The following is a 17360-nucleotide window of genomic DNA, read 5'->3' on the forward strand; positions in this document are numbered from 1 at the left end:
TTGCCCGCGCTCAACAAGCGGGCCGTCGAATCACTCATCAAGGCCGGCGCCTTCGACTCCCTCGGCCACACCCGCAAGGGCCTGACCGCCGCTCATGAAGCGGCCATCGACGCCGTCGTGCCGCTGAAGAAGGCCGCCGCGTGCACGGCGTCCAACCCGGGTGGGCAGGCTGCCGCATGATCCGCGTTGATCAGAACGCGTTCGGCCCAGAAGCCGCTTCCCCCGGGCAGCGGGGCCTCGTGTGCGAGCACCCGGTCGCCTACGGCAAACCCGGTGACACCCGCGCCGACGGCCAGCACCTTGCCCGCGCCTCCACTCCCAGCGCCGCCGGGGGGCGCAGCCCCACGTCCCAGCCAGCGCCGTTTAGCAGTTGGTCCCACGGGCCGACCCCGGCCGCCTCAACCGCCACCAGGATCTGACCGGGCCCGGGAGATGACGGTTCGGGCAACTCCAGCAGGGCGACTTTCTTCTCGGCCCCGGACACTCCGCACGCCTTCACAATAGATCTTTGTCCTCTCACTCAGTCCGACCGACCAGGAGGTACGGGCCGGAAACCCAAAGCAGGCAGCGGTGTCGACCTGGGCACTCCGCACGCCTTCACAGTAGATCTTTGTCCTCTCACTCGGTCCGACCGCCCGGTTCCACATCCCCAGAGCCTCGGACAGCAGCGTTGCCGCCGACGGCAGGTCGCCATCAGTCCGCACCTCCTTCGCTCTCGCCACCACCTGCCTGAACCTGTTGAGGTCAAGGGCGTACCGCGGAGGCCGCGGCGCTCGACGAGCGGTACGCCGTGGACGTCGAGGCGAGGATGATGGTGTGCGATGCGTTCAGGATCTTCTCGCTGTTGTCTTGGAATCGTTCGGCGCATGCGCGGCCGATCACCCCGCCCTACCAGGGCACCGGACGCCCGCCGGCGGCGAAGTACCCCGACAAGCCCAAGACGGTGAAGGAGCTGGTGATGGAGGCGGGCCGGCAGGCGGCCAGGCCGGTGTCCTGGCGCGAGGGTTCCCGGCCGGGCACCGGCCGCAGCGGGCGCCCGCATGACCCAGGCCCAGATCACCAGCGCGGTCTGCCACACCTGCACCGCCGCCGGTGTGCGCCTGGTGCTGCTGGACTTTACCGACCGCGGGTAGTACCGCCCGTGATGTCTGTCTGGGCGTGTGACGTGGGCGTCATGGGCTCGTTTACCGACCGAGACCGGGACGTCTGTCATGTTCCGGAGTCGGTACGGAGGACGAGTGGTACGGCACGTGGTTGTCGGGGACTTGAGGGTCCAGCAGATCGAGCGGAAGGACGGGCGACGGTCGTGGACGATCGTCTGGCCCGAGGGCACCATCGCCAACATGACGGCTCGGGCACGCAGAGGACATACGCATACCTGCTGGTGGATCACCTGCGCTGGCTGGAGCACGAATGCCTGGCGTTCGACACGGTCCAACTGCGGGACCTGGAACGGTACATGGGCATCGTCGGCGCCGAGGTCCGCATGCCGCTTGGCGAGCCGTGGCGGGTGGGCAAGCGCCCCTACGGACGCGCCGCGCTGTCGACTGCGGCGGCCTGTCTGAAGGGCTTCTACCTGCACCAGTCCTCCCTCGGTATCAACGACGAACTCGGCAAGAAGCTCGATCGGTCCCGGCTGCCGTCGCGGGTGGACCGTCGCCGCACGTTCCTCGGGCACGTGAAGAACGCGCTGTCAACGAACCCGCTCGCGCCGAAGGGCCCGCACCGTCGGCATCCGAAGATGCTGCCGGACGGGGCCCGGGAGAGGCTGCTGGAGACGGTGAACCCTCGACGCCGCCCTGCAGCAGGCGGACACCAGCCATCAGGACGCTGTCCCGACAGCCGAGGACTGACCGTCCGGACACGGGCGGGATCTTGTCCTTCTCCCCTGCCCCCGACGAAGCCGGGGGCAAGCTGACCAGCGCGGACAGTGTCCTTGGACACTGTCCGGACACTGTCCAAGGACACCCGCGCGGACAGCCCTGACACCGAGAGCCATCTGCAGGCGCCGCCTTCGCGGAGGGGGTGGTGTAGCGCTTGGTGACGGCCTGGGTGGCGGCACCTACGGCGAAGCTGCCCTGCGGCATCGACATACCGAACCTCAAATCCCTGACCCGTGGACCGTTGATCGAGATCACGCGGTGGGGAAGCCGGTCGAGGCTCGCGGCGGCCAACACCTCGTCGCCGAAGACCTGACCCCATTCACCTGGGGCTGAAGCTACATAGTATCTCTCGTCTCAATTTCAACCAATCCCGACGGTTCGAACACAGGGATCAGCCTGGAGAGGTACCAGCCGATATCGCAGAATCTGAGGGATCCTGGCATGAATTTCGGATTGATGCCGATGACGCACGAGACCACCTCTCGCCCCGGATGAAACAGGAAGTCACCTCCACTGTCAGAATCCGGAAAATAAAGAGTGATCCCCACCGTGCGATCCTGCCACTGCGAATGCCTTACCCGCGAGAGGATGTCCCCTAGTTGAGGGGATTCCCCTTTCCGCCAATCGAACATCCCTTCCTCGTCGATGAGATACAACACCTCACCGTCACACGAAGGTCGCATCCCTGCCTGCAGCAGGAGCTGTAGAATCGCACCAACGTCAATCGACTTCGCAAACGTGAAGTCGATATCAACAGACCTACTCACTACGGTGTACTTTCTTTCCTGGACTCATTCATCGCGAGATTACCTCCCAGGGAATCCCCTTCTTGTCTAGCCATTTGGTGATCTGAGGCGGGATGGGATTCTCGGAGATCACCTTGTAACCTACTCCACGGTCGGCGGCAATCCCAGCTTTCTGCCCTTCGGTTGAGTAAAATTTACTCAACCTCTTGGGGTCCTTCAAGGTATCTTCGAAGAACCTTCCGGACTTAGCCTCATACCACGTACCCTTCCCGGTGGCCGAATCTATATAGGCACCATCGAACTGCCGGCCCATTTCAGAGAATCCTCCACCGCCACCAAGCTCCCCTTGGAGGAATTCTTCATAGGCGTCACCATGCAATTGAGCAGCCCGTCCGCCGCTGATACCTGAACCACTGGCATCGGCCTCAGCCCCTCCGCGACCAAACGGACCCTCAGCGATGGGCATAATTGCGCAGGAAACGCCTGGAGGGCAAGGCTGCTTCAGCTCATCTTCCAGCTCACTGAATGCTTTTCCAAGCTCTCCCTTAACCAGAGACGCGAGGAAATTAGAAGATTTCCGCTGCGGCGCGTCCCATCCCTTTATCGGATGAACAGGCTTACACCCATCCCCGCACCAGATCCAGGGTTCCGACGATGTGTCGTCGTAATAGCTGAACCCATTCGTCGCATTGATGGGCCGTCCGGTAACGTCATCGATTCCATCGTATTGCTCCGGATTCGCCGCCTTGTGCTTCTTTTCGACCTGCTCGATGGTCTTGGTTCCGCCACATATCCCGTCCTGCCCGCAGGCGCCCTCACCCGACGGATCGCTGGCAGTCACCGGGGTGTTGTTCGCGTAGACGTAGCCGTTGAGCGACTGGTGCTGGTCCAGGATCAGCAGCGGATCGACGCTAATGAACTGGCCGATGACGGGGTCGTACTCACGGGCGCCGATGTGAGTCAGGCCGGTTGCGTCGTCGGCTGGCTTGCCCAGGAATGCCTTGTCGTCCGGCCAGGACGCTGGCTGCGTGCCTCGCGGGGCGCCGAACGGGGTGCTGTAGCGCTTGGTGACCGCGTAGGCGCCGGAATCGAGGGCGAGGCTGGAGGTGCCGTGGTGGTCGGCGGCCAGGAAGCTGAGCTTGGTTCCGGAGACCCCGGACGTCGCCGTGCGGACCGCGATCGTCTGGCCGTTCGCCGTGTAGTAGCGCGTGCCGGACAGAGTCTTCGTGGTGCCCTTGACCGTGAGGTGGAGTTCAGTGCCGCCGCCCAGGTAGAGGACGGTTTCGCCGTCGCCCTTGGCGCGGCGGATGAGCAGGTCGCCGTTGGCGTCGTAGAGGTAGTTGGTCTCCTTCGCGCTTTCGGTCAGCTTGGACAGTTCGCCCTCGGTGTTCCAGGCCAGCGTCTGCTGGGCCGTCGGGCCGGGGCGGGATGTGGTGTTGCCGCTGCCGTCGTAGGAGTAGGTGCCGATGCGGGCGCCGGTTGTTTTGTCCAGCGTGTGCGGCTTGTTGTCGGTGGTGTCGTTGTAGGTGTACGTCGTTGCCTTGTCGCCCGACGTGGTGTGCTGTGTCTCGGTCTTGCGCTGGCCGGCGTCGGTGTAGGTGTACGACGTCCAGTACGGGGCTGCTCCGTCGAGGTTGGCCACCGTGCGGCCGGAGGTCGCGCAGTCCGCGGTCTTCGGGGTCCAGGCTTCGGTCATGCGGCGGTTGCCGTCGTAGGCGAAGCACTGGTAATCGGTCTTGGCGGTGCCGCCCTGGGTGGCGGCGTCGAAGATGGAGGTGACGTTGCCGGCGTCGTCCTGGGTGAACTTCAGCTCCTGCGACATGTAGCCGTGCACGTCGTCGCTGACGTAGGAGCGCTGCAGGCGGCGAGTGCCAGCCTCATACTCGTAGCTGAGGTATGCCTTCTTCGCCGAGGCACCGCTCTGCGTGCCGAGGCTGAGCTGGGTCAGGTCGCCCTCGGGTGAATAGGTGGCATCCTGCAGGTAGCCGGTGGTGCCGACGGCGGTGAGCTGCTGGCCGGTGTTGTTGTAGGTGTAGCCAACGGTTTCTGCGGCCAGGCCGCCGACGGCCGGGGCGTAGTACTGGCTTACTGCGCCGTCGAGGGTGTAACCGGTGGCGTAGCTGAACGACTTGGGTACGCCGGCGGTGACCAGCGGGTCGTCGTCCGGAAGCGTGGTCGTGCTGCCGGTCGGCTGGTAGAGGCTGTTGTAGGCGGTGACGGACTGGGTGTAGGCCTTGCCGGTGGCACCGCCGACGTAGCGGATGGCGTCGTCGGGCTGGCCCTTGGCGAGCTGGTCGAAGGTCCAGGCGGCGAGCTTGTTGGCGTCCGTCTTGTCGGCCTGCCACATGCCGGTCTTGCGGCCGAGGACGTCGTACTCGTACAGCAGTTTCTTCGAGGCGTCGTCGTTCGGAGTGGTGCTGGTGACCTGGTCGAGTTCGTTGTACTCGGTGGCGGTCTTTCCCTTGTCGGGGTCGGTCGCCGTAACCTGGCGGCCGAAGAGGTCGTAGGTGTAGGACCACGCGGTCTGGTCGGGGCCGGTGACCGTCTTCTGCTGACCGGCGGGGGTGTAAGCGAAGGTGGTAGCCGTGTAGTCGCCGGTCGGGGCGGGGCTTGCGTATTCGCGGCGCTCGGTCGTCTGGCCGAGTGCGTTGGTGATCACTTCGGTGGCCTGGCCGCCTGCCGGGGCGGTTGTGGACACCTTGTCACCGGTGTACGTGCTGGTGGTCGTCCAGCGCGTGACGCCGTATTTCTTGGTGACCGTCTTGGTGGCACGGCCGGCGCCGTCGTAGGTGGTGTCGGTCTGGATCGGGGGGCTGCCCTCGGTCTGCACCGGGGTGCTGGACGGGGCGGAGGTGTTGTCCCAGATGTCGCCCTGTGCGCTGACGGCGAGGCCGCGGTCGTCGTAGAGGGTGATGCCTACGATGCGTCCGCCGACCGGGGTCGGAGTCTGAGTCTGGCGGGTGCGCAGCAGGGAGTCATAGAACTCGTAGCTGGTGTTGTAGCCGGATCCTTCACCGTTGAGGGCACTGGTGGAGGTCCAGGGCAGGGCGGTGGAAGTGATCTTGTAGCTGTAGGTGTAGCTCGGGGTTGCGGCGTAGAGGGACTTGAGGTGGTTGGGCAGCCAGACCTTGGTGATACGGCCGAGGGCGTCGTACTCGTTCTCGGTGATCTTGCCGTTGGGGTCGGTGGCCTTGAGGGGGGAGCCGGTGGCCAGGTCGATGGCTGTGGTGGTGGTGTGGCCCTTGGCGTTGGCCACGGTGGTGGAGGTCAGCGGGCCTGTGGTGGCGGGCTGGTAGGTGGTGGTCGCGGTGGTCAGGTCGTTGGTGTCTTTGACGACCGTGGGTCGGCCCAGTGTGTCGTAGTCCGTGGTGGTGAGCTTCTGCCAGATCGGGTTGTTGGCCGGGGTGTAGCCCTTGACGCGGCCGGTCCACTGCACTTCGCCCTTGGTCGGGGCCTGAGTGGAGGCCCAGGTCTTCTGGTCATACGCCACGGCGGTGTCGGAGATGATGTCACCGGGCCGGGTCGCGTCGGCGGGCAGGTCGAGCGCGTCGCCGGTGATGGCGCACGGCTTGGAGGTGACGCGGGTGCGCGTTACCAGCTTGTTGATGCCCAGTGCGTCGTTACGTCCGTACCAGGCGCGCGTGCAGGTCTCGTCTCCGTCGACCTTTTCGTCGCCGCTGTCCTCCACGGACTGCGGCATGCCGTAGTCGTCGTAGGTGGTCGCCACCGTGCGTACCCGGTCGGTGGGGGCGATGCCGCTGGTGATGCGGGTGCGTGTGTGGGTGGCTGCGGTGCGTACGTAGTACGCCTCGGTGTCGGCGTACGACTTGTGCTGGGTGGCGGTCTGCTTGGACCAGGGGTCGTTGATCTGGCCGCCGACTTCAACGTTGCCGTTGTAGGTGACGGTTTCCCGGGTGAATCCCGCGTACGGCTCGGAGTCGGTGATCCCCGCGGCCTTGACGCCGGTGACAGTCTCGGTCTTGCGCTTGTCCGGGTCGGGGGTCTTGCCGTCGGAGCCGAGGACGCGGTCGCCGTTCATGCCACGCAGGTAGATGGTGACCGTCTTGAGTTGGTCGCTGTCATGGTCGCCGGTGAGGTGGGTGACCTTGCTGTAGCCGCGCCAGGTCGACCATGTGCGTTCCTTGGCCGGCGTGATGGGGTCGTCGTTGTAGTGCCAGGCGCCGTCGTTGTCGGCGTACTGGTAGGTGTTCTGGACGGCCTCGGACTTGCCGTAGGTGTCGGTGGTGGAGACGGAGGTGACGGGGTACTTCTGGAACCAGTCGAGGATCGGGGTCTTCTCGCCGTTGGGTGACCAGTACACCGGGTAGCAGTTCTTGGTGTTCTCGTCGACCTTGGGCATGGTCTGCCCGTAGGTGCAGTCGGCTGGGGCGTAGGTGACGACCGTCTTCGCGCCGGCTTCGGAGGTGATCGAGTTCAGGCGGGGTTTTTCGAAGGCGAGGATGTCGTCGCTGGGGCTGTCGACTCGGTTGGGCTGGAAGATGTGCGTGAACTTCACCGGGTCGAGGGTGAGGTCGTCGCCGTACTTGCCTGTGTGCTGGATCTCATCGAGCCACAGCGACTGGTCGCTGGAGTCTCCGGTGTCGCCCGGGTCGAGGTAGAGCTGCTTGAGCGACCAGGAGTCGACGTAGTAGTAGGCCGGAGTGGTTACGGCCGCGTTCCAGGCAAGCGTCGCGATGGTGGTCAGGCGCTTGCGGGTGAAGAAGGTGGGTGCGACGTTGCCGGTGCACTTGTCGCCGTCCTTGCAGATCGCGTCGAACGGCACGTCGGGCCAGTTGTTGCGGGTGGCATCGGTCAGCGAGTCGCAGCCGGTGCCGGAGGCAATGCAGCGTTCGGCGTAGGTGAAGGTGACCTTGTCGGTGTAGGCCGGGGAGGCGGAGAAGAGGGAGCTGGCGCGCTGGCCGTAGCGGATTTGCTTGAGGTAGCCGCCGCGGACGTAGTCGGTGCCGGTGGTGTCGTCGCCGAGCTTGTCGTAGTTGTTGTGTTCGGCGGTGTACCAGTAGGTGGCGGCGTTGTCGTGGGTGTCGGTGACCAGATCGAGGTTCCAGCGCCAGGCCTGCTGCTTGTCCCGGCCCGAGAAGCTGGTGCCGTCCGCGTATCCGGGCTCGCCGTCGTCGTCTCCGAAGACGGGCACGGTCCACACCGATTCGGTGCGGTCGGTCGCGCCGGCGCCCTCCAGCTTGTTGAGGCCGAAGGTGTAGGTGGTGCCGTTGCCGGTGGTCACTGTCCAGTACTCGCCGTTGTCATCGCCGTTGTCGGCGCCGGTGAGGTGCTTGACGGTGGAGGCGTCGTCGTTCTTCAGCCGCCAGGTGCCGGTGGTGTCGTCCTTGACCAGTTCGGTGGCCTTGCCGTTGAGCACGAGCGAGGCGTTGTCGTACTTCCAGCACAGGTCGTACTTGCCGTCCTGGCCGTCGTCATCACAGGTGCCGTACTTGCGCTCGATGTAGGAGGAGGTGAGGTCGAAGCCCTCGCCGAGCTGGCTGCCCTGGTTGTTGGAGTTCGCCGTTTCGCCGTCGACGGCTCCGGAGTCATAGGAGATCGACAGGTCGGGCTGCGGGCCGGCCGCGGCGGGCGGGGTGCGCAGCGGGTAGGACCAGGTGAAGCTGCCCGAGGAGCCGCCGGACTCCCAGGTGGAGGATGCGGACAGCGGAGTGGCCTTGTAGTCACCCCCGCCGGACTGCGTGCCGGCTGCCAGGGCGAGGACCGTCGGCTGGGCGGTTGCCGCCTTGGGGGCGGCGGCGAGGTTGAGCTGGGTGGTCAGCGTCTGGGCGCCACGGTCGTTGCTTGCGACGAGTGTGTTGCGGGTGCGGCATGTGGCCTTGGCCGGGTTGTCGAGGGCGCAGGCGGGCAGCTGCTGGACTTGGAGGCGGCCGGCCCAGTCGCCGCCGTAGGCGGCAGCGAACTTTCCGTAGCCGATCCCGAGTCGGGCGGCGCCGCCGGTGACGGGACCGGCGACGGTGAAGACGACGCCCTTGACGCCCAGGCGGCGGGTGGCCTGCTGGTCGAGGACGGTGACCTTAACCGTCTTCGCTGCCGTCGGCTGCTTTTTGACGGACTTGGTCTTGTGGGGTGCGGTCAGGGTCACCGGGAGCGCGCCCGGTGCGGCTTTCGCCGTGCCGGAAGTGGTCTTTCCGACAGGCAGGGTCAGGGTGGCGCTGCCGCTGCTGGGCCAGGTCACGGTGCGGTCCTGGTCGTGGCGGGCGCGCTTGGCCGCGGCTGCGTCCGCGCGCGCGAATTTGGCGACGGCAGCGTCGTTCTTGCTGTTGGCCTTGGCGGTGAACTCGCTCACCTTCGCCGCGCGCGGTGCGGGCAGCTTGGGCTTGCCCAACGGGTCCTTGTCGGCCGCGAACGTGACCGGGGTGAGCAGTCCGGGCAGCAGCGCCAAACCCAGGACAGCAGCGGCGCGCTGCAACCAGGTACGTCTGCCGGACAGAGGGCTGCCGATCCGGGGCAACCCGGGGTCGGACGAGTGCATGACAGGTCTCCTCAAGGGCCGGCTGCCGTCGCAGCCGGCCTTCACGTCAGTCAGAAAGAACAAAGGAAGGGGCCTGGTCCGGCCGGATGAGTCATCGGCCGGACCAGGTGAGCAGGTCAGTTGTCGGACTCGGTGACCTGCATGCGGACCTGATCGCGCGTCATCGCTCCCACCCAGATCCTGATGTCAGCCAGGTCCCCGGGCAGGTAACGGCCCAACAAACCGCCCGAGTTGCCGCGGCCCACGGACAGCGTGCCGCTGCCCTGCTGCGGTGTGGTGAGCCCGGCATCGTCCTGTCCGGCCTGCAGGATGGAGCCCACATACAGCTGGGCCACGCCGAATTGCTGGTCACCGTTGTCGTCGGTGAAGTCCTGGTCGGCGTTGAACACGCCGGTGACATCCACCCAGGTGTCCCAGGCCTTGGCGTCGACCGGCTCCTGGGAGGGTGCGATTGCCGTGTCGATGACCGAGGTGCCGTCGGCGGTGACCGCGGTCCGGCCGAACTTCCACACGTAGTCGGTAGTCGAGATCTTCTCCACCCATAGGGCCCAGGACGATTCTTTCCCGGCCGGGGTGGCTTGCGCGACGATGGTCGAGCGGTAGCCGACCGAGCGGGCATCCATCTGTGCCTTGCTCAGGCGCACCCGGGCCGACACGGTGAACGACCCGGTCTCGTCGACCACCGGCCCGGTCACCGACGCATACCCGGTGGTGCCGTTGAGCACCAGCGACGTGGCGTCCTCCCCCGACAGGGAGGCCCCGTCGGGGGAGAGCTCCAGCGGGCCTCGCTGATACAGGAACGATCCGCTGGAGGGGCTGTCGGGGTTCTCCGGGCTCTCCTGCACCTGGGTGCCCGAGGAGATCGTCGGGTCCCAGTGCGCCACGAGCTCGTTGGCCGGAACACTGTCCTGCTCCAGCCGGTCCTCGGCCCGCACCAGCCCGGCCTTCTGCGGTTCCTGCCAGACCGCGACCTCGTCGACGCGCCCCGTGAAGTACTCGCCGTAGGTGCCCGTGCCGTTCTGCAGCGTCTTGGACCGGCCGAACATCAGATTCCGGTCCGCAGCCCACGGCGTGTACGCCGACGAAGCGTCCGCGAGCACCACCGGCTTGCCCTGCGGGCGGCCGTTGACGAACAGCTGGATCGTGTCATCGCTGGTGCTCGTCGTCTTCTTGGTGTCGAACACTCCGGTCAAATGGGTCCATACGCGCAGCGGCGGGTTCTCCGCATCGGCCAGCGAGCGGATATAGACGGGTGTTTCGCCCTTGGCCGGGTCGGGGTCCTTCGCGGTGCGGTTGAACACCCATTTTTTGTATGAGGACGAGTAGTACAAGGTGAACGCCGAGCCGTAGTCGCCGGGGGCTGACAGCACCGCGTGGTTGGTTGCGTTGTCGGTCAGGTAGACCCAGGCCGACACGGTGAACGAGTCCTCCGTGTTGACGGCGACGCCGTCGGTGGAGGCATAGCCGTCCGAGCCTTCTGTCCGGTCGTTCAGCCACAGCGACCGGTCCCCCGTGCCACGCCGGGCCATCGTGGACCAGCCGGCCGACGCATCGCGCAGGATCGCGTCATGCCGGATGCCCGAGGTGCCGCTGTCCTTGGCCACGGTCTCCCCCGAGCCCGGGACGGCATCATCGAACCGCCACCGTCCGGTGGGGCCAGGCGGGAGGCCGACCTTGAAGGTGAACTGCTGAGGCTCGCCCCAGCGCACCCGGCCATTGTGCAGGTCGCTGGCCTCCACCGACAAAGTCTGAGTGCCCGAAAGGTCCGGCGTGATGTCGGGAACGTTAGCGGGGCCGTTGAGTGTTTTGGGTTCGACGGTCTCGGTGTCCGTGCTGTCGCTGGACAGCAGGCGCCAGCGGTAGGCCTGCACGTCCTTGTCGGCGGTGTTCGGCGTGAACGTGAAGCTGCCCGGTGTCCCCGGAGCGCCGTATCCGGGGCAGTCGTTGGCTACGCACTCCTTGTACGGGCCGTTGGCGATCACCGTGGGCGCCTTCGGCGCAGAAGTGTCAATGCGCAGATAGCACCAGGACGAATACGGGGAGAACAAGTTGACGTCGGTACCGACCCCATGCGACTGCGTCCGGGCACGGAAGCGGTACAGGCCCCCGTCGGCGCGGGTCGATGTCTCGATGTTCTCCACGGTGCCGTCCGGATGCCAGCCGCTGTCCGGCTTGTAGCCGGTCCACACCTTCGACCAGGTCCCCTTGGTGGTGTCGTCGCTGGAGCGTTCCATCCAGAACTCGGCCTGCAGCGAACCCTCTTCATCACCCTGGTGAAGTTCGACCTGGGTCTGGACACTGGCCTGCAACTTGGGGGTGAGTGTGGTCACCGTCGTCGGCTCGCTGGAGGCCTTGCACTCCGTCGTCGTACCTGTACCCGGGATCACGCCGACCTTCGTCGGCACGCCCGGCTTGTACATGTAGTTGACCTTCAGCTCGGCATTGTTGTCGAACCGCTTCCACGCCCGCGGCTCACTCTCGTCCTTCGCCCGCAGCATCAGCGTCAGCCGCGGGAAATTGCCCGCCGCAAACGACCGCACCGTGCTGGTGAGGTTCTCATCCGGCTCGTCAGGGTTGTCGTTGAACTCGATCCACTTATCGGGCTGCTCCGGGGAGCACAGATTCCCGCGGCCGGCCGACACATAGCGGTCGCCCATCTGATCCAGCTGCTTGGGACCCGGCCAGCGGGTGCCCTCGGAGATGTTGTCGGTGCGCTCCAGATCCACCCAGTACGGGTTGCAGTTGAACGACCAGGTCTCGTGCGCGCTGAACGTAGCGTCCAGCACGTACTTGCCGACCAAAGCTCCCGGGCCGAACTCAAAGTACATACGGTCGGTGTAGCCGCCAGTGCTGCACGCGTACCCGTCGGCGATCCCGCAGCGGCCTACACCCTTGGGCTCGGTGAACTTCCAGAACTTGTCGCCGTCCGAGGACAGCTTCGTCCACTCCGAGACACCCAGACCGACCGACGGGTCGATGTAGACAGGATAGACGGTGTCCTTACCACGCAGCAGATCCAGGTCAGGGCTGACGGACACGGTGCCGTCACCGACGTTGACGGGCAACTCGGCGCTCGCATCGCCTTCACCCGGCTGCACCGGGTCGCCCTGCTCTTCCTGCGGCTGTGGCCCGTCGGCAGCGCTGGTGGTCATCAGCTGGGTTTGCACGCCAGTGGTCGCGTCGCCGGCGGAGTCCCACATCATGCCCGCGGGCCCGCGAAAGACCGCGTTGCCGTCCTCGTCGACCGCCCGGACTCCCCCGCCCTGACCCGCCACTACGTTCAGCCCGTCACCGCGTGCAGTGAGCTTCACCTTCTCCAGCTCCGGACTTGCCGCCGCCTGCGCGTCCTTGACGACGAGCACCTCGTGATAGCCCTCGGCCGTCGCGGTCAGCTGCAGATCCACACCCTTGACCGGCACATCCGCATAAGTGGCCGTGGCTCCGTCCAAAGTCGGGGCAGGCAACGAGGCGGGCCAGCCGAGCGTGAGCTCCTGACCGGCCTTCGTGCCCAGACGGATCAGGTCCGCTCCACTGCCGCCCCCGGAAAACGCCAGATCGACCACAGCCGCCTTGGGTCCGACTGTGCCGTCCGCACGCTTTTCCAGGGTGGCATCCACATCCCGCCACGACCCGTCTTCGGCCTTGGCTCGCTGAGGCTGTGTCGACTGCGTCAGCGTGAACGTGCCATCCGGATTCGCCACCGTCGTCGTGTACTCGCTGCGTGCGGCCGTCACCTCTACCGGCTCACCGGATGCGGCTGCCTGCTCGGCCGCCGTCACCTCGGTGGTCTGCAACGAGGCCGCCGACGCAGGCACCGCCGACGCAGGCGAAACACCCGAAGACGCGAACACCGGAAGGCCACCTACCAGCGCGGTCACCGCCGTGACAGCCAAACCTCTCGACAGGCGTCTGCTCCACGCGCGTTGACGCCTACTCCGCCCCAACTCCACAGGTCCACCCCAGGATTGCAAGAAGTTCACAGGAATCTCACGAGAAGAGCGCAGTCAACGCGAGTCGAACACCCAGCGTCAACGTGGCGTACACCACACGCGACAACAAGTGCACCCCCCTTGACCAGGCAATTCGGGCGCAACCGCAACCCCGGAAACAGAAGGTCGAGGCCAGGCCGATTACATAGAGCAACAGTCGCCGCATCCGGATGACCAGAACACGCCACTCGCCACACCGGCCACGGAGCCTTCACGTGACCCTATGGTCGTCTCAACTGTGCAGACCGCTGGGCGCGTTGCCGGTCGCGGCCCTCTCTCACAGCCAGGCACTTTCCAGCCATGACCCTTCTCTCCCATGGAAGGGAACATCACGCACCGCAGCCGCCTGCCACCCCACCGTGAAAAAAGGTCCGGTCTCTGCCCCAACCGAACACGAGTTCCCCGTAACGGGGCGACCGGCTTGAAAGCGCTTGCGTGGGACGGTCAGCTCAGGAGGACCATGTACGCGCTTCGCAGGCCCCCACACGTAGAGGTGGACCACCCCGGATCGGGGCGGCCCACCTTGGGGCGCCGGTGTCACGGGCCGATGTCAGCCACCGCTTCCCGCAACGTCAGTGACGGCGTCCGCGGTGGCGGAATCCCAGGAGATTTCGTCGACGAAGCGGCCTTGATCGTTGCGCAGCAATTACCGGCGCGGCGGCCGAAGGGTCGCCTCAATCGAGCCGCCTTCCCGGACTGCATCCCGGCCCGTCTCGACCCAGATCTCCTTGAACTCGTGCTTGCCGAGCTGGAGCCGGATCACGATCGACTGACTCGGCGCCCCAGCACCCGCGGCAGGCGCGTACCCGGCTGGCGCCCGGCGCGGTGCGCTCAGCATCGACGACCACGGCGCCTGAGCAGCGGCCAACGGAACACCCCCACGTCGGCGGGGAGGACGGGGTACGTCGACTCCCTCGTCCCGGTGGTGCTGGAACACCCCCGCGTCGGCGGGGAAGACGACAGCGACCCGTACGAGGACGTACCCGAAACCGGAACACCCCCGCGTCGGCAGGGAGGACAACCGGATGGGGAGCGAGTCCCCGAAAAGCGTCGGAACACCCCCGCGTCGGCGGGGAGGACTTGGCGGCGTCGGCCAGCCAGACCGTAACGTCCGGAACACCCCCGCGTCGGCGGGGAGGACGCCACCAACCGGGAGATGCGCCTCGCTCACCTCGGAACATCCCCGCGTCGGCGGGGAGGACCGGGCGTCAGCCCACCTGACGTACTCGGTGGGCGGAACACACCCGCGTCGGCGCGGAGGACGGCCTGGTAGTCGAGAAGGATTGTCCAGGTGCCGGAACACCCCCGCGTCGGCGGGGAGGACGTTCTGCCGCGCGATGTTCAGGGCCTCCGCCGCGGAACACCCCCGCGTCCGCGGGGAGGACCACTTCTTCTCGGACGCCAGCCGCGCCCGGATCGGAACACCCCCGCGTCGGCGGGGAGGACGCCTCCCGCGCCTCTTCGAGCTGCCTCGTCAGCGGAACACCCCCGCGTCGGCGGGGAGAACCAGGTCATCTGTCGTGTAGCCATCCAGGGCTCCGGAACACCCCCGCGTCGGCGGGGAGGACATCTTCGGCAGAGAACCCGCGGCGCTCCTCGCCGGAACAACCCCGCGTCGGCGGGGAGGACTGGACGAGGTCAGTGGCTCGCTTAGACGCGTCCGGAACACCCCCGCGTCGGCGGGGAGGACGTCTGCTCAATCCGCTGAGGGAGGTCCTGAGTCGGAACACCCCCGCGTCGGCGGGGAGGACGTGCGCTCGGCACGCTCCCGGGACCGGCGCCGCGGAACACCCCCGCGTCGGCGGGGAGGACGGCACCGTCGTGACTGACCGCGCCGCCGTGGACGGAACACCCCCGCGTCGGCGGGGAGGACCAGGCTTCCCACTCGTCACCACTCGGCGAAGGCGGAACACCCCCGCGTCGGCGGGGAGGACGGCGCACTGTGCTGTCCGCCGGGGTTTTGGGACGGAACACCCCCGCGTCGGCGGGGAGGACACCCGGTAGCCGGCGTCCTGCGTCAGCTCCGCCGGAACACCCCCGCGTCGGCGGGGAGGACTCCCGGAACTCGGGGATCGTCATGAAGTCGGTCGGAACACCCCCGCGTCGGCGGGGAGGACACCCCCAGTTCGTCCGCCAGGGCGCGGAGGACCGGAACACCCCCGCGTCGGCGGGGAGGACCAGGAGTGGAGGCGGCGCTGCTGGCTGGTCGACGGAACACCCCCGCGTCGGCGGGGAGGACGTCCCGGCCCGGGACCTTGAACACCTGCATGGCGGAACACCCCCGCGTCGGCGGGGAGGACGGCGAGGGTGACGGCTTCGCAGATGGACAGGCCGGAACACCCCCGCGTCGGCGGGGAGGACATGTCGGCGCGGCGGGCGAGGACGCGGAGGTGCGGAACACCCCCGCGTCGGCGGGGAGGACCATGCGTTCGGCTTCGCGCTCGTCGGCGTCGACGGAACACCCCCGCGTCGGCGGGGAGGACCCGGGGCTCTGCCGCGACCATCCAGGGGCTTGCGGAACACCCCCGCGTCGGCGGGGAGGACCGCCCTTTAGGGGCAGCGGGTCACAGTCAGGGCGGAACACCCCCGCGTCGGCGGGGAGGACCCAGGAGGGATTCCTACGGAAACGCGACTGCACGGAACACCCCCGCGTCGGCGGGGAGGACAACAGGCGGCGCCGGAAGGCACTTTCGAGTGCCGGAACACCCCCGCGTCGGCGGGGAGGACTCGCCGAAGCCGACCGGCAGGTCGCGGGCGCGGGGAACACCCCCGCGTCGGCGGGGAGGACGGAGGCGTCGCCCTGGGACTGACCGCCTGGACCGGAACACCCCCGCGTCGGCGGGGAGGACCTTGCCGCCCGCGCCCTGGGCGAGCATGTGGCCGGAACACCCCCGCGTCGGCGGGGAGGACTCAGGGGTCATCCCGGCCACCGTCTTTGCAGCCGGAACACCCCCGCGTCGGCGGGGAGGACACTTCCTGACCTGCACCTCAGAGATCGCTTTGCAATCTCTTTGCCTTTGGTGGTCCTGTCATGCGGATGAGGGTAAGCCCTTCGAAGTCGACGGGGATACGACGGCGGGTGCCGGCGGTGCGGAGGGCGTAGCCCTGTTCGGTGGGGGCGGGGTGGATGAGGAGAGCGGCGCCGTCAGTGACGGTTTCACTCACGGCGCTCCAGAGTTCGTCGCGGACGCGAGCGGAGACACTGCCGACGAAGATGCCAGGTACGACCTCGCTGGTCCAGCGGCTGAGGGCGCCGCGCAGGTGGTCGGGGACGGCGGTGGTGGCGATGACGACCATGGACGGCATCAGTTGCCGCCTTCGGCGTAGTTGACGCCTGCGGGCAGGACGCCGGCTTGGGGGTCCCAGAGGTGGACCATGTCGACGTCACGCCGTTCGGAGCGGTCTTCTGGATCCGCGCCGGGGGTGAGCAGTGTCTGGATGTCGTTGACGATGCGGGGCAGGAGGCGCAGGAGGCGGAGTTCTTCTCGAAAGCGGCGGCGTGCCTCTTGTTCGGGCTTGGGGGATTGGTGGAGGGCGAAGGCGACGGGGAGGGTGGTGTCGGCTTTGTAGAGGTCGGCGATGTCGTAGACGAAGGCGTGCTGGGTGCCTGCGTGGACGAAGCCGAGCGCGGGGGAGCAGCCCAGGGCGAGCAGGGCGGCGTGGACGATGCCGTAGAGGCAGGTGTTGGCGGCTGACAGGGCGAGGTTGACGGGGTCCTGGGCGTGCCACTGGTCGGGGTGGTAGTTGCGGCGGAAGCGGCCGATGCCGTGTTGTTGGGCCAGGAGTCGGTAGAGGGCTTTCATCCGCTGGCCTTCCATGCCGCGCAGTTGCGCGAGTGTCGTGCCGTTGGGTACTTCGTCGTTGAAGCGCATGCCGTACATGTGGATGGCGACTTGGAGGCGGCGTTCGGGGTCGGTCCAGGCGGCGACTTGCTGTTCGAGCCAGTGGGTGGTGAGGGAGTCGGGCAGGATTGCGGCGTAGGTGCGGACGACGCCGGCGCCGGTGCATACGACGCTCGTGCCGTGGCGGGCGAGGGTGGCCAGGGCTGGGGTGGTGATGGAGACGCCGGGGCCGAGCAGGAGGCAGGAAAGGGCGGCGGTGGGGATGTAGACGGTGTCGGTGCGGCGGTCCTCGGTGGGGATCTGGGCGCACACGCCGGTGTCGTCTTGAACGATGCGGACCATGTCCATGTAGAGGAAGGACAGGGAGTCCGCGACGCGGGGCAGCATGGCGAGGGTGGGGGCGGCGA

The 17360-nt window shown here is 67.1% G+C and carries 7 protein-coding genes, 4 pseudogenes and 1 CRISPR repeat array; of the genes and pseudogenes, 3 read left to right on the forward strand and 8 right to left on the reverse strand.

The window, feature by feature from the left end; all coding sequences use genetic code 11:
• Positions 1–180 (forward strand): helix-hairpin-helix domain-containing protein (locus ACWD35_RS39440; RefSeq protein ID WP_451356185.1); only part of this gene is annotated, 180 nt, incomplete at its 5' end.
• Between the two features lie 41 nt (positions 181–221).
• On the opposite strand, the pseudogene ACWD35_RS39445 reads toward ACWD35_RS39440, so the two are convergent.
• A pseudogene (locus tag ACWD35_RS39445) lies at positions 222–380 on the reverse strand (alcohol dehydrogenase catalytic domain-containing protein); the annotation flags it as partial.
• A gap of 18 nt (positions 381–398) precedes the next feature.
• Positions 399–737 (reverse strand): annotated as a pseudogene (locus ACWD35_RS39450) (hypothetical protein); the annotation flags it as partial.
• 125 nt (positions 738–862) lie between these two features.
• Here ACWD35_RS39450 and ACWD35_RS39455 point away from each other — a divergent pair.
• Both ACWD35_RS39455 and ACWD35_RS39460 read left to right on the forward strand, forming a co-directional pair.
• A pseudogene (locus ACWD35_RS39455) lies at positions 863–1033 on the forward strand (transposase); the annotation flags it as partial.
• A gap of 273 nt (positions 1034–1306) precedes the next feature.
• Positions 1307–1918, forward strand: a complete 612-nt coding sequence (locus ACWD35_RS39460; protein WP_451356201.1) for a hypothetical protein — start codon at positions 1307–1309, stop codon at positions 1916–1918.
• A 190-nt stretch (positions 1919–2108) separates the two neighbouring features.
• Here the strand turns inward: ACWD35_RS39460 and ACWD35_RS39465 are convergent.
• The 6 genes and pseudogenes from ACWD35_RS39465 to cas1e all read right to left on the reverse strand — a co-directional run.
• A pseudogene (locus tag ACWD35_RS39465) lies at positions 2109–2204 on the reverse strand (ATP-binding protein); the annotation flags it as partial.
• A gap of 14 nt (positions 2205–2218) precedes the next feature.
• Positions 2219–2539: a hypothetical protein gene (locus tag ACWD35_RS39470; RefSeq protein ID WP_451356186.1), complete on the reverse strand. Its 321-nt coding sequence runs from the start codon at positions 2537–2539 to the stop codon at positions 2219–2221.
• Between the two features lie 139 nt (positions 2540–2678).
• Entirely contained in the window at positions 2679–9122 is a 6444-nt protein-coding gene (locus ACWD35_RS39475; protein ID WP_451356187.1) for an RHS repeat-associated core domain-containing protein, read from the reverse strand.
• A gap of 116 nt (positions 9123–9238) precedes the next feature.
• Positions 9239–11950: a LamG-like jellyroll fold domain-containing protein gene (locus ACWD35_RS39480; RefSeq protein ID WP_451356199.1), complete on the reverse strand. Its 2712-nt coding sequence runs from the start codon at positions 11948–11950 to the stop codon at positions 9239–9241.
• A gap of 2029 nt (positions 11951–13979) precedes the next feature.
• A CRISPR array of direct repeats spans positions 13980–16082; the repeat unit is 29 nt; unit sequence CGGAACACCCCCGCGTCGGCGGGGAGGAC.
• Between the two features lie 17 nt (positions 16083–16099).
• Entirely contained in the window at positions 16100–16417 is a 318-nt protein-coding gene (gene cas2e, locus ACWD35_RS39485; protein WP_451356188.1) for a type I-E CRISPR-associated endoribonuclease Cas2e, read from the reverse strand.
• Positions 16417–17340, reverse strand: a complete 924-nt coding sequence (gene cas1e / locus ACWD35_RS39490) for a type I-E CRISPR-associated endonuclease Cas1e (RefSeq protein WP_451356200.1) — start codon at positions 17338–17340, stop codon at positions 16417–16419. The genes cas2e and cas1e overlap by 1 nt, the downstream gene beginning before the upstream one ends.
• Positions 17341–17360: the final 20 nt, after the last annotated feature.

The sequence above is a fragment of the Streptomyces sp. NPDC002671 genome (genome assembly GCF_053592475.1).

What these genes read in the sequence shown, in the direction of transcription:
- cas2e (WP_451356188.1), bottom strand. Translation starts at nt 16,417, where the DNA reads ATGCCGTCCATGGTCGTCATCGCCACCACCGCCGTCCCCGACCACCTG.
- ACWD35_RS39475 (WP_451356187.1), bottom strand. Translation starts at nt 9,122, where the DNA reads ATGCACTCGTCCGACCCCGGGTTGCCCCGGATCGGCAGCCCTCTGTCC.
- ACWD35_RS39480 (WP_451356199.1), bottom strand. Translation starts at nt 11,950, where the DNA reads ATGTACTTTGAGTTCGGCCCGGGAGCTTTGGTCGGCAAGTACGTGCTG.
- cas1e (WP_451356200.1), bottom strand. Translation starts at nt 17,340, where the DNA reads ATGCTGCCCCGCGTCGCGGACTCCCTGTCCTTCCTCTACATGGACATG.